10 protein-coding genes are annotated in these 13,100 nt (G+C 69.4%); 1 reads left to right on the top strand and 9 read right to left on the bottom strand.

Features of this window, described 5'->3' with window-relative positions; all coding sequences use genetic code 11:
- Positions 1 to 53: 53 nt before the first annotated feature.
- The 9 genes from rodA to ACWD3D_RS23070 all read right to left on the bottom strand — a co-directional run bounded on the left by rodA (position 54) and on the right by ACWD3D_RS23070 (position 11,856).
- Positions 54 to 1,247, bottom strand: a complete 1,194-nt coding sequence (gene rodA / locus ACWD3D_RS23110) for a rod shape-determining protein RodA (protein WP_451462721.1) — start codon at positions 1,245 to 1,247, stop codon at positions 54 to 56.
- Positions 1,247 to 3,418, bottom strand: a complete 2,172-nt coding sequence (mrdA, locus tag ACWD3D_RS23105) for a penicillin-binding protein 2 (protein ID WP_451462720.1) — start codon at positions 3,416 to 3,418, stop codon at positions 1,247 to 1,249. The genes rodA and mrdA overlap by 1 nt, the downstream gene beginning before the upstream one ends.
- Before the next feature lie 40 nt (positions 3,419 to 3,458).
- Complete coding sequence (gene mreD / locus ACWD3D_RS23100; protein ID WP_451462719.1) at positions 3,459 to 4,118, bottom strand: rod shape-determining protein MreD; 660 nt, start codon at positions 4,116 to 4,118, stop codon at positions 3,459 to 3,461.
- An 11-nt stretch (positions 4,119 to 4,129) separates the two neighbouring features.
- Positions 4,130 to 5,242 carry a rod shape-determining protein MreC gene (gene mreC / locus ACWD3D_RS23095; protein ID WP_451462718.1) on the bottom strand — a complete coding sequence of 371 codons (1,113 nt, stop codon included), beginning with the start codon at positions 5,240 to 5,242 and terminating at the stop codon, positions 4,130 to 4,132.
- A gap of 121 nt (positions 5,243 to 5,363) precedes the next feature.
- A complete protein-coding gene (locus tag ACWD3D_RS23090) occupies positions 5,364 to 6,383 on the bottom strand; it encodes a rod shape-determining protein (protein WP_124268240.1) in 1,020 nt (339 codons plus the stop codon).
- Between the two features lie 293 nt (positions 6,384 to 6,676).
- Positions 6,677 to 7,090 carry a nucleoside-diphosphate kinase gene (gene ndk, locus ACWD3D_RS23085; protein WP_266704304.1) on the bottom strand — a complete coding sequence of 138 codons (414 nt, stop codon included), beginning with the start codon at positions 7,088 to 7,090 and terminating at the stop codon, positions 6,677 to 6,679.
- A gap of 121 nt (positions 7,091 to 7,211) precedes the next feature.
- Positions 7,212 to 7,574: a DUF4233 domain-containing protein gene (locus tag ACWD3D_RS23080; RefSeq protein ID WP_451462717.1), complete on the bottom strand. Its 363-nt coding sequence runs from the start codon at positions 7,572 to 7,574 to the stop codon at positions 7,212 to 7,214.
- A 4-nt stretch (positions 7,575 to 7,578) separates the two neighbouring features.
- Positions 7,579 to 9,111, bottom strand: a complete 1,533-nt coding sequence (gene folC, locus ACWD3D_RS23075) for a bifunctional tetrahydrofolate synthase/dihydrofolate synthase (protein WP_451462716.1) — start codon at positions 9,109 to 9,111, stop codon at positions 7,579 to 7,581.
- 123 nt (positions 9,112 to 9,234) lie between these two features.
- Positions 9,235 to 11,856: a valine--tRNA ligase gene (locus ACWD3D_RS23070; RefSeq protein ID WP_451462715.1), complete on the bottom strand. Its 2,622-nt coding sequence runs from the start codon at positions 11,854 to 11,856 to the stop codon at positions 9,235 to 9,237.
- Between the two features lie 137 nt (positions 11,857 to 11,993).
- Between ACWD3D_RS23070 and ACWD3D_RS23065 the strand changes: the two genes are divergently transcribed.
- Positions 11,994 to 13,034, top strand: a complete 1,041-nt coding sequence (locus ACWD3D_RS23065) for a hypothetical protein (RefSeq protein WP_451462714.1) — start codon at positions 11,994 to 11,996, stop codon at positions 13,032 to 13,034.
- The last annotated feature ends 66 nt before the right edge of the window (positions 13,035 to 13,100 follow it).

Raw genomic sequence — 13,100 nt, 5'->3', positions numbered from 1 at the left:
GGCCCGGTGGCAGCTGCCACCGGGCCGGGGTGAGGGGTACGCGTCGTCGGTGCTCAGGCCGTCATCGGCCGCTGCACCCTGATCGACTGGAGCAGCCCGATCGCCACCCAGACGGCGAACATCGAGGACCCTCCGTACGAGACGAAGGGCAGCGGGAGACCGGCGACCGGCATGATGCCGAGGGTCATCCCGATGTTCTCGAAGGCCTGGAAGGCGAACCAGGCGATGATCCCGGCGGCCACGACCGTGCCGTAGAGCTCGGTGGTCTCGCGGGCGATGCGGCAGGCGCGCCAGAGGACGACGCCGAGGAGCACGATGATCAGCCCGGCGCCCACGAAGCCGAGTTCCTCACCGGCGACCGTGAAGACGAAGTCGGTCTGCTGCTCGGGGACGAACTGACCGGTGGTCTGGGTGCCGTGGAAGAGCCCGGTGCCGGTGAGGCCGCCGGAACCGATGGCGATGCGCGCCTGGTTGGTGTTGTAGCCGACACCCGCCGGGTCCAGGGCCGGGTTGGCGAAGGCCGCGAACCGGGCGATCTGGTAGTCGTCCAGGAGTCCGAGCTGCCAGACGGAGACCGCACCGAGGGCGCCCGCGCCCAGGAGGCCGAACACCCAGCGGTTGGAGGCTCCGGAGGCGAGGAGGACGCCGAGGACGATGAAGGCCATCACCATGACCGAGCCCAGGTCGGGCATCAGCATGACGATGCCCATCGGGATCGCGGCCACCCCGAGCGCCTTGGCGACGGTGCGGTGGTCGGGGTGGAGCTGGTCGCCGGCGTCGACGCGGGAGGCGAGCAGCATCGCCATGCCGAGGATGATGGTGATCTTGGTGAACTCGGAGGGCTGGAGCGAGAAGCCGCCGCCGATGATGATCCAGGCGTGCGCGCCGTTGACGGTGGCGCCGAGCGGGCTGAGGACCGCCAGCACCAGGACGACGGAGAGCCCGTAGAGGATCGGTACGGCTCCGCGCAGGGTGCGGTGGCCGAGCCAGATCGTGCCGACCATCAGGCCGAAGCCGATGCCGGTGTTGAGAGCGTGGCGGAAGAAGAAGTAGTACGGGTCCCCGTGGGTGAGGGAGTCGCGGCCCCGGGTCGCCGAGTAGACGAGCAGCGACCCGATGAAGGAGAGCGCGAGCGCGGAGCCGAGCAGCGGCCAGTCGAGCCGCCGCACGACGGAGTCGCGTGCGGTGAGCCAGGCCCAGGAGGACCGCTCGGGGCCGTACCCGGAGACGGAGAAGCCACCGGCCATCAGTCACGCCTCCCGACTGTCGCGGCGAGCACCTGCTGGCCCTCGCCGAGGGGCTTGTTCGCGTCCGGGTCGTACGGCTTGACCTTCGGCGCGTTGATCGTGCCGTCGGGCTGGATCTTCGGGAGGGTCTTCTGCGGCGTGGGCAGCAGCGCCTTCTTGAGGTCCTGCTTGCCTTCGGCGTCGAGACCGTAGAGGGCGTTGTAGATGTTGCGCACGGCGGGGCCGGAGGCTCCGGAGCCGGTACCACCCTGGGAGATCGTCATGACGATCGAGTAGTCCTTGGTGTACGTGGCGAACCACGAGGTCGTCTGCTTGCCGTAGACCTCGGCGGTACCCGTCTTGGCGTGCATCGGGATCTTGTCCTGGGGCCAGCCGCCGAACCGCCAGGCGGCGCTGCCCCGGGTCGCGACGCCCGCGAGGGCTTCGTCTATGTCGTCGCGGGTGCTCCCGGTGAAGGGCAGCTTGCCGTGCGAGACGGGCTTGATCTCCTGGACCGTCTTCCCGTCGCCGCTGACGATGGCCTTGCCCACGGTGGGGTCGTAGAGGGTGCCGCCGTTGGAGATCGCGGCGTAGATCGTGGCCATCTGGATCGGGGTGACGAGGGTGTCGCCCTGCCCGATCGAGTAGTTGACCGAGTCACCGGCGCGCATCTTGTCGCCTTCGCGGCAGTTCTCGTACTCGATCTGCTGGGCGTACGTGCCGTCCTTCTTCCCGTCCTTGCACCAGAAGGCCTTGTTGGCGTCGAAGAAGTCCTGCTTCCACTGGCGGTCGGGGACGCGGCCGGTGACCTCGTTGGGGAGGTCGATGCCGGTCTCCTTGCCGAGGCCGAACTGGTGCGCGGTCTTGTAGAACCAGTCGCCGGGGTTCTTCTTCGGGTTGGTGCCGCCGTCCTTCAGCCACTCCTTGTGCGCGATGCCGTAGTAGACGGTGTCGCAGGAGACCTCCAGGGCACGGCCGATGGTGATGGAGCCGTACCCCTGCGACTCGAAGTTCTTGAAGGTCTGGCCGCCGATGGAGTACGAGCTGGGGCACGGGTAGTTGCCGTCGAACGGGTACCCGGCGTTGACGGCGGCCGTGGAGGAGACGACCTTGAAGATGGAGCCGGGTGCCGCTTGGCCCTGGATCGCGCGGTTCAGCAGCGGGTAGTTCGACTTCTTGGTGGTGAGCTTGTCGTAGTCCTTGGCGGAGATGCCGCCGACCCAGGAGTTGGGGTCGTAGTCCGGCAGCGAGGCCATCGCGACGACCCGGCCGGTCTTGGCCTCCATCACGACGACGGCGCCGGAGTCGGCCTTGTAGTTCTCGTTGGTGTTCTTGTCGAACTCCTTGCGGGCCGTCTTCATCGCCTTGTCGAGCTCGTACTCGGCGACGGACTGGACGCGGGCGTCTATCGAGGTGACGACGGACGCGCCGGGCTCGGCCGGGTCGTTCGCGGCCTGCCCGATGACCCGGCCGAGGTTGTCGACCTCGTAGCGGGTGACTCCGGCCTTGCCCCGCAGCTCCCGGTCGTAGGTGCGCTCCAGCCCGGAGCGGCCGACCTGGTCGGAGCGGAGGTACGGCGACTCGGTGTCCTGGGCCTTGGTGATCTCCTCGTCGGTGACCGGGGAGAGATAACCGAGAACCTGGGCGGTGTTGGCGCCGCCGGGGGCCGCGTACCGGCGTACGGCGGTGGGTTCGGCGGTGATGCCGGGGAAGTCTTCGGCGCGCTCGCGGATCTGGAGCGCCTGCTGGGTGGTGGCCTCGTCGGTGACCGGGATCGGCTGGTAGGGCGAGCCGTTCCAGCAGGGCTGGGGGGTCTTCGCGTCGCAGAGCCGGACCTTGTCCTTGACGTCCTTCGGCTTCATGTCGAGGACGTCGGCGAGGCGGGTGAGGACGGCGTCCCCGTCGTCCTTCATCTTCAGCAGCTCGGTGCGGCTGGCGGAGACGACGAGGCGGGTCTCGTTGTCGGCGAGCGGTACGCCGCGCGCGTCGAGGATGGCGCCCCGGACGGCGGGCTGGACGACCTGCTGGACGTGGTTGTTCTTGGCCTCGTCGGTGTACTCCTGGCCGTTGCGGATCTGGAGGTACCAGAGCCGGCCGCCGAGCGTCAGGAGGAGGGAGAAGACGAGGATCTGGATGACGACGAGGCGGATCTGGACGCGCTGGGTCCGGCCGGTCTCGGGGATGTTGCTCACGGTGCGCCCCCGTCGGTGGTGCTCGGGTGCTGGTCCGGCCTCACAGTCGCTTGACCCCCTTGATCCTTCCCGCGCGCGCGGCGCGATTGCGGGCGGCCCGGACCCGGAGTCCGCCGCGCTGGTTGCCGATCGTCAGGCCGGTGCCCGAGGAGAGCCAGCCGGCGGAGACGTCGCCGCCGGCCGACTCGGAGACCGGGTCGTTCTCGGTGCGTCTGGCGAGCCCCATGATCAGCGGTACGACGAACGGTGCGAGCAGCAGGTCGTACACGGCGGCCGTGAGGACCAGGCTGGTGAGGCCGACGTGCCGGGCCGCGGTGTCGCCGACCAGGGCACCCACGAGCGCGTAGAGCAGGGTGGTGCCGACGGCCGCCACGACGACGAACGTCATGGGGCCGAAAGCCGACTTGAGCTGCCCGCTCTCCGGCCGGACCAGCCCCGCGAGGTAGCCGATGACGCAGAGCACCAGGGCGTAGCGCCCGGCGGCGTGGTCGGCGGGCGGTGCCAGGTCGGCGAGGAGTCCCGCACCGAAGCCGATCAGCGCCCCGCTGACATGCCCGTACACGAAGGCGAGTCCGAGGACGGTGAGCAGCAGCAGGTCGGGGACGGCTCCGGGGAGCTGGAGTCTGGCGAGTACGGAGACCTGGACCACGAGGGCGACCACGACGAGGGCGACGGAGAGCAGCGTCCGGTTCAAGCGCATGGGGATCAGCCCTACTCCTGGTCGTCTGCCTGGCCGTCTGGGTCGGCGGCAGCGTCTGTGTCGGCGTTGGCGTTGGTGTTCGCGTCGGCGTCGGTGGCGGGCAGGGTGGCAACGTCGGTGGCACCGGCCGCCTGGCCCGAGGCCGTCGCGCCGGGTGTCTGGTGGATGTTGCCGACGACCTTGCCGTTGCCGTCGACGAGGTCGCCGTTGGGCTGGACGGTCACGGTGACGGTCGGGGTGGGCTTCGGCTTGGCCGACTTGGCGGGCTTCTTCGGCAGGACCGCGTCGCGCGGGTCCGTGCGCGGGGCCTCGACGACGACGCCGACGATGTCGAGCTTGGTGAAGCCGACGTACGGCTTGACGTAGACGGTGCGGGTGAGGTCGCCGCCGGACGGGTCGACGCGGACGACCTCGCCGACCGGGACGCCGGGCACGAACGGCTTGTCCTTGCTGGAGCCGAAGGTGACGAGCCGGTCTCCCTTGGCCACCTTGGCCTTGCCGTTGAGGAACTGCACGGAGAGCGGGCTGTTGCCCTGACCGGTGGCGAAGCCGAGTTCGTCGGTCGACTCCATCCGGGTCCCGACGGTGAAGTCCGGGTCGTTGGCGAGGAGTACGGTCGCCGTGTTCGGGCCGACGGTGGTGACGCGGCCGACGAGTCCCTCACCGTTGAGCACGGTCATGTCGCGGGCGATGCCGTCCTTGGAACCCGCGTCGATGGTGATCGTCCAGGAGAAGCCCTGGGCCGCTCCTATGGCGATGACCTGGGCGCCCTTGATCCCGTACTGACCGGCATTGGCGTTCTTCAGGATCGCGTCGAGCTGGCGGACCCGGCTGTTGGTGCGGGCGTCGCTGCCGAGCTCCGTCTTGAGCTGCGCGTTCTCCTTCTCCAGGGCCGCGATCCGGTCGTGCCGGTCGCCGGAGTCCCGGACGGCACCGATGGCGTTGCCCACCGGGTCCACCGCCGCCGCCACGCCGTTCTCGACCGGTCCGAAGACCGTCGCGGCGGCCTGCCGGGCGCCGTCCACCGGCGAGTCCTCGCCGCCGCGGATGTCCACCGTGATCAGTGCGAACGCGATGACGATCAGCAGCACCAGGAGCAGCCGGCTCTCTCGTGTGTCCCTCACGTGCGGCGGCCGTGCCTTCCTCGTAGGAATGTTCGTGCCTGTATATCAACGATCTGCCGTACGGGGCGGCAGCGCCCGCACGGCAGACCGAAGGTGTGTCAGCGAAAGGGGCCGGCCCCGGCTACCGCCGGGGCTGCGCGTCCAGGACCTGCTGGAGCGCCTCGAACTCCTCGACGCACTTGCCCGATCCGAGCGCCACCGAGTCCAGCGGGTCCTCGGCGATGTGGATCGGCATGCCCGTCTCGCGGCGCAGCCGCTCGTCCAGCCCGCGCAGCAGCGCGCCACCACCGGTGAGGACGATGCCGCGGTCCATCACGTCGCCGGAGAGCTCGGGCGGGCACTTGTCGAGCGTGGTCTTCACGGCGTCGACGATCGCGTTGACCGGCTCCTCGATGGCCTTGCGGACCTCGGCGGCCGAGATGACGACGGTCTTGGGCAGTCCGGAGACGAGGTCACGGCCACGGATCTCGGTGTGCTCGTCCTTGTCCATGTCGTACGCGGAACCGATCGTGATCTTGATCTGTTCGGCGGTGCGCTCACCGAGGAGGAGGGAGTACTCCTTCTTGATGTGCTGGATGATCGCGTTGTCCAGCTCGTCTCCGGCGACCCGGATCGACTGGGCAGTGACGATTCCGCCGAGGGAGATCACCGCGACCTCGGTGGTGCCGCCGCCGATGTCGACGACCATGTTGCCGGTGGCCTCGTGGACGGGGAGGCCGGAGCCGATGGCCGCCGCCATGGGCTCCTCGATGATGTGCACCTGGCGGGCACCTGCCTGCGTCGACGCCTCGATGACGGCGCGGCGCTCAACCCCCGTGATGCCGGAGGGCACGCAGACGACGACCCGCGGGCGGGCCAGGTAGCGGCGCTTGTGGATCTTGAGGATGAAGTAGCGGAGCATCCGCTCGGTGATTTCGAAGTCGGCGATGACGCCGTCCTTCAGCGGCCGTACGGCAACGATGTTGCCCGGCGTACGGCCGATCATCTTCTTGGCCTCGGAGCCGACCGCGAGGATGCCGCCGGTGTTGGTGTTGATGGCCACGACGGACGGCTCGTTCAGGACGATGCCGCGCCCCCTGACGTACACCAGCGTGTTGGCAGTCCCGAGGTCGATAGCCATGTCACGACCGATGAACGACATTGATTCCCCTTGTTCCCCATGAGGATGCGGCGGTGCCTTCCCGAAGAAAGCATGATGGCTGGATCTGGTCGGCGAATCCGGCGCGCTGCGGGTGTGGAAGCTTCCATCGTAGTGCCGGGTGCACGGACACAGCGCGAGGGGCATTCGCCTTACCGGGTGGAACGGCTACGCGTCCCACCTATGGTGACGTTACGTCGGTGGGATGCGTTCCCGCGATCGGTGTACGTATACCGAAGGGCGACCGAATTAATTCGGTCGCCCCGGGTCAGCAGCGCTGTTTGGCCGATCAACCGTCAGGACAGACCCGGAAAGAAAAGCTTCAGCTCTCGCTCCGCGGACTCCTCGGAGTCCGAGGCGTGGATGAGGTTCTCGCGGGTGATCGTCCCGAAGTCGCCGCGGACGGAGCCGGGCGCGGCGGCGATCGGGTCGGTCGGACCGGCCAGGGCGCGGACGCCCTCGATGACCCGCTCGCCCTCGGCGACCAGGGCCACGACGGGACCGGAGGCCATGAACTCCACGAGCGGCTCGTAGAACGGGCGCCCCTTGTGCTCGCCGTAGTGGGCTTCCAGCGTGTCCCCGTCGAGCGTGCGCATCTCCAGGGCGGTGATCCGCCAGCCCGCCTTGCGCTCGATGCGGCCGACGATCTCACCGATCAGCCCACGCCGGACCGCGTCCGGCTTGAGGAGAACGAGGGTGCGCTGGGTCATGTGGAGCGGCTCCTTGCGAGTGACGGGGTGCGGGAGAGCGAGATTACAGGGGCTGGTCCGAGCCCCGACGGGTGGGGTTGCACCACGTCGGGCTCGGGGTGACGCATGACGGCCGGGCAGGTCAGCCGGCCGCCGGAGCGGTCTCCGTGGCGGCTTCCATGGCCGCCCAGCGGGCCTTCGCCTCGTCGATCTTCCGGCCGTAGTGCACCGACGCCCACCACAGGGCGGCGAAGGCGACGCCGAGGAAGTACATCACCGGGACGAAGAAGCCGCTCACCACGAGCGCGATCTGCAGCGCCCAGCCCAGCGCGACACCGCCGGGCCGGCCGAGCATGCCGCACAGCAGCACGGAGAACAGCATGCCGATGCCGCACACGGTCCAGACGGTCGCTGCCGTCAGGTCGTCGGACTTCATGGCGACGAGTCCGGCGAAACCGATCACGAAGAACTCGCCGATCAGCGTCGACGCGCAGAGCGTACGCACAGGGTCAGCCCCTTCCCAGAAGCAGCCGGGCCTCGCCGACCGTGATCACGGAACCGGTCACCAGCACGCCGGCTCCCGCGTATTCGTCCTCTTCCTCGGCGAGGGTGATCGCCGCTTCCAGGGCGTCGTCGAGCCGGGGCTCCACCTGGACGCGCTCGTCGCCGAAGACCTCGACCGCGACGGCGGCCAGGGTGTCCGCGTCCATCGCCCGGGCGCTGGAGTTCTGGGTGACGACGATCTCGGCGAAGATCGGCTCGAAGGCTTCGAGGAGCCCGCGCACGTCCTTGTCGTCGCTGGCGCCGACGACGCCGATGAGCCGGGAGAAGCTGAAGGCCTCGGTGAGGCCCTCGGCGGAGGCGCGGGCGCCGGCCGGGTTGTGGGCGGCGTCCAGGACGACGGTCGGGCTGGAGCGGACGACCTCCAGGCGGCCGGGCGAACGGACCGAGGCGAAAGCGGTACGGATCGCGTCGATGTCGAGCGAGCGGGTCTGCTCACCGCCGATACCGAAGAACGCCTCCACCGCGGCGAGCGCCACCGCGGCGTTGTGCGCCTGGTGGGCGCCGTACAGCGGGAGGAAGACGTCGGTGTACTCGGAGGCCGGGCCGCCGAGTCCGCGCAGCGTCAGCAACTGACCGCCGACCGCGATCTCGCGGGAGACGACACCGAACTCCATGCCCTCGCGGGCCACCGTCGCGTCGACCTCGACGGCCTTCTTGAGCATCACCTGCGCGGCGTCCACCGGCTGCTGGGCCAGTACGACCGTCGCGCCCTGCTTGATGATCCCGGACTTCTCCCCGGCGATCTCGGCGGGCGTGTTGCCGAGCCGGTCGGTGTGGTCGAGCGAGATGGGGGTGACGACGGCGACGCTCGCGTCGATCACGTTGGTGGCGTCCCAAGTGCCGCCCATGCCGACCTCGATCACGGCGACGTCGACCGGCGCGTCGGCGAAGGCCGCGTACGCCATGCCCGTCAGCACCTCGAAGAAGGAGAGGCGGTACGGCTGCTGGGCGTCGACCATCTCGACGTACGGCTTGATGTCCTGGTACGTCTCGACGAACCGCTCGGGGGCGATCGGAGAACCGTCCAGGCTGATCCGCTCGGTGATCGACTGCACGTGCGGCGAGGTGTAGCGGCCGGTGCGCAGGTCGAAGGCGTTGAGCAGGGCCTCGATCATGCGGGCCGTGCTGGTCTTGCCGTTCGTCCCGGTGATGTGGATGGAGGGGTACGCGCGCTGGGGCTCGCCGAGCACGTCCATCAGGGCAGCGATCCGGGTCACGGAGGGTTCGAGCTTGGTCTCACCCCAGCGCCCGGCCAGCTCCTGTTCCACGGCGCGCAGCGCCTTGGCGGTCTCGGGGTCCTCGGGCGTGGCCGGGGGTGCGTCGGACACGGGCGGCCCGGACTGGGTGCGCAGGGTGCGGCTCCCGGCCTCGATCACCGCCAGGTCGGGGTCGCGCTGGGTTGCTTCGTCCACGATCTCCGCGAAGGTGTCGTCGGACTCTGACGCGTCGTGCCGGTCTGAAGGGCGGGGCTCACTCACGGGCCCCAGTCTACGGATCGCCGCGGACATCGCGCGCAGCGCCCGCGTCGGGCGGCCCGGGGCGGGTACGGCGAGGCCCCCGCACCCCTGGTCGTCAGGGGTACGGGGGCCTCGCCCGGGTCGTCAGCCCTGCGGCAGGTTCGCCAGCTGGGCGGTGATCCGCTCGATGTCGGCGTTCGCCTTGGCGAGCCGGGCGTGGATCTTCTCGACCACGTTGTCCGGTGCCTTGGCGAGGAAGGCCTCGTTGCCGAGCTTGCCTTCGGCCTGGGCCTTCTCCTTCTCGGCGGCGCCCAGGTCCTTCGTGAGGCGCTTGCGTTCGGCCTCGACGTCGATGGTCCCGGACAGGTCGAGGGCGACCTGCGCGCCGGCCACCGGCAGGGTGGCGGTGGCGTGGAAGCCCTCCTCGGCCGGCTGGAGGCGGAGCAGCTGGCGGATGGCCGCCTCGTGCGGGGCGAGCGCCGTGCCGGTCAGGGTCAGCCGGGCCGGAACCTTCTGGCCGGCCTTCAGACCCTGGTCGCCCTTGAAGCGGCGGACCTCGGTGACGACCTGCTGGACCAGCTCGATCTCGGCCTCGGCCGCCTCGTCGCGGAAGCCGGAGTCCTTCGGCCAGTCGGCGACGACGACGGACTCACCACCGGTGAGGGTGGTCCAGAGCGTCTCGGTGACGAACGGCACGATCGGGTGGAGCAGCCGCAGCGTCACGTCGAGGACCTCGCCGAGGACCCGGCCGGAGACCTTGGCCTGCTCGCCGCCCGCGAAGAACGTGGTCTTCGACAGCTCGACGTACCAGTCGAAGACCTCGTCCCACGCGAAGTGGTAGAGGGCGTCGCTGAGCTTGGCGAACTGGAAGTCGTCGTAGAACGCGTCGGCGGCGGAGACCGTCTTGTTCAGGCGCGACAGGATCCAGCGGTCGGTGGCCGAGAGCTGCTCGACCGGCGGGAGGTCTCCCTCCACGGTCGCGCCGTTCATCATCGCGAAGCGGGTGGCGTTCCAGATCTTGTTGGCGAAGTTCCGGGACGCCTGGACCCAGTCCTCGCCGATCGGGACGTCTGTGCCCGGGTTGGCGCCCCTGGCGAGGGTGAAGCGGACGGCGTCGGAGCCGTACGTGTCCATCCAGTCGAGCGGGTCGACGACGTTGCCGAAGGACTTCGACATCTTCTTGCCGCGCTCGTCGCGGACGAGGCCGGTGAGGGCGATCGTCTTGAACGGGACCTCCCCGTCCATGACGTACAGGCCGAACATCATCATCCGGGCGACCCAGAAGAAGATGATGTCGTGGCCGGTGACGAGGACGTCGGTCGGATAGAACTTCTTGAGGTCCGGCGTCTTCTCGGGCCAGCCCAGCGTGGAGAACGGCCACAGGCCGGAGGAGAACCAGGTGTCCAGGACATCGGTGTCCTGGGTCCAGCCCTCGCCCGTGGGCGGCTGCTCGTCGGGGCCGACGCAGACGACCTGGCCCTCGGGGCCGTACCAAACGGGGATGCGGTGGCCCCACCAGAGCTGGCGCGAGATGCACCAGTCGCGGAGGTTGTCGACCCAGTCGAAGTACCGCTTCTCCATGTCCTTGGGGTGGATCGCGACCCGGCCGTCACGGACCGCGTCTCCGGCGTCCTTGGCGAGGGTCTCGACCTTGACCCACCACTGGAGGGAGAGCCGGGGCTCGACCGTCGTACGGCAGCGGGAGCAGTGTCCGACGGAGTGGACGTACGGACGCTTCTCGGCCACGATGCGGCCCTGTTCGCGCAGCGCGCCGACGATGGCGGACCTCGCCTCGAAGCGGTCGAGGCCCTCGAACGGACCGGGGACGGTGATGACGCCCCGCTCGTCCATGACGGTCAGCGACTCCAGGCCGTGGCGCTGGCCGATCGCGAAGTCGTTCGGGTCGTGCGCCGGGGTCACCTTGACGGCGCCCGTGCCGAACTCCGGGTCGACGTGCGTGTCGGCGACGACGGGGATCGTGCGGTCGGTGAGCGGAAGCTTGATCCGCTTGCCGACGAGGTGCGTGTAGCGCTCGTCGTCCGGGTGGACGGCGACCGCGGTGTCGCCCAGCATCGTCTCGGCGCGGGTGGTGGCGACGACCAGCGTCTCCTCGCCCTCGCCGTACTGGATGGAGACGAGCTCGCCGTCGTCGTCCTGGTAGTCGACCTCGATGTCCGAGATGGCCGTCAGACAGCGCGGGCACCAGTTGATGATGCGCTCGGCGCGATAGATCAGCTCGTCGTCGTACATCTTCTTGAAGACGGTCTGGACGGCGGCCGAGAGGCCCTCGTCCATGGTGAAACGCTCACGGGACCAGTCGACGCCGTCGCCGAGCCGGCGCATCTGGCCGAGGATCTTGCCGCCGTACTCTTCCTTCCACTGCCAGACGCGCTCGACGAACTCCTCGCGCCCCAGGTCGTGGCGGGACTTGCCCTCCTCGCCGAGCTGCTGCTCGACCTTGTTCTGGGTGGCGATGCCCGCGTGGTCCATGCCCGGCAGCCACAGGGCCTCGAAGCCCTGCATCCGCTTGCGGCGGGTCAGGGCGTCCATCAGCGTGTGCTGAAAGGCGTGGCCGAGGTGCAGGGAGCCCGTGACGTTCGGCGGCGGGATGACGATGGTGTACGGGGGCTTGTCGCTCGTGGCGTCCGCCGTGAAGTAACCGCGCTCCACCCAGCGCTCGTACAGCTCCCCCTCTACCTCGGCCGGCGCGTACTGGGTCGGCAGTTCGGGGTTGCTGGCTGGCGCATGCGATGAGTTCTCGGTCACGGGAGACAGTTTAGGGCCGTCACAGTCCTGCTCCGAAACCGGTTTGTTCAGTAACGGTGCGCCTGCGGGTGTCCCACGCGGGGGCGGCTTCCGACAGGATGTTCGGAAAGCATAAGCATTCTGGAGGGGACAGCGTCATGAGCAACAACCAGCCGGGTCCGTACGGCCAGCCGCCGCAGGGTCAGCCCGGACCCTACGGCCAGCAGCCCGGTCCGTACGGCCAGCAGCCGAACCCCTACGGCCAGCCGCCGCAGCCGCAGGGCGGTCAGCCCGGCTACGGCTACCCGCAGCAGGCCCCCCAGGGCGTCCCCCCGCAGCAGCCCCCGGCCCCGCCCGCGCAGGGCTACGGCTACCCGCAGGGCCAGCAGCCCGGACCGTACGGACAGCAGCCGGGCCCGTACGGGCAGCAGCCGCCCACTCCCCCGTACGGCGGCCAGCAGGCCTACCCGGGTCAGCCGGGCGTCCCTCCGTTCGAGCAGCCCAAGAAGAAGCGGACCGGCCTGATCGTCACGGCCGTCGTCGTGGCGCTGGCGGTCGTCGCGGGCGGGGCGTACCTGCTGACCTCGGGCGGCGGCAACAGTGACGTGGCCGATTCCACGAAGGGGTACAAGATCACGCCGCCCGATTCGGTGGAGGCGTACAAGCGCGACACCTCGGAGGACGAGCCGGGCAAGGCGATGACCGGCAAGGACAAGACCGACGCCGAGGCGATGGGGATCAAGAACCCCAGCAAGGTCTCCACCGAGTACGTGAGCGGCGACCTGGAGACGAACCCGCTCACCACGAAAATGCTGATCGTGGAGGGCAGCTGGGGCGAGATCGCGGATCCGGAGAAGACCATCAACGCGTCCTTCGCGAGTGCCGCGAAGGAGGCGGCGTCCAGCGAGGACTCCCAGGGATCGCTGGTCGGAAGCCCCAAGAAGGTCGAGCCGGCCGGTTTCAAGGGCGCCCTGATGAAGTGCCAGGACGCCAAGATCGTCAACTCCGAGGCCGACGGCTCCGCCGAGAAGGGCCCCAAGGAGATGACCATGCCGGTCTGCGTCTGGGCCGACTACAGCACCGTGGGCGTGGTGATCGGTTTCGACATCGGTGGCGCCATGACCAACAAGCCGATGAGCCAGGCCGACGCGGCGGCGCTCGCGGCGAAGCTCTACAACACCTCCCGCACCAAGATCTGAGTCGCACCCGGATCATCCGGGTCACCGGAGACTCGACGCGCGAGGGGCGCCCGGCCGATGGCCGGG

The organism is Streptomyces sp. NPDC002690 (genome assembly GCF_053592415.1).
Note: the sequence above shows the minus strand (reverse complement) of the source record. Positions and strands in the feature narration are given on the sequence as shown.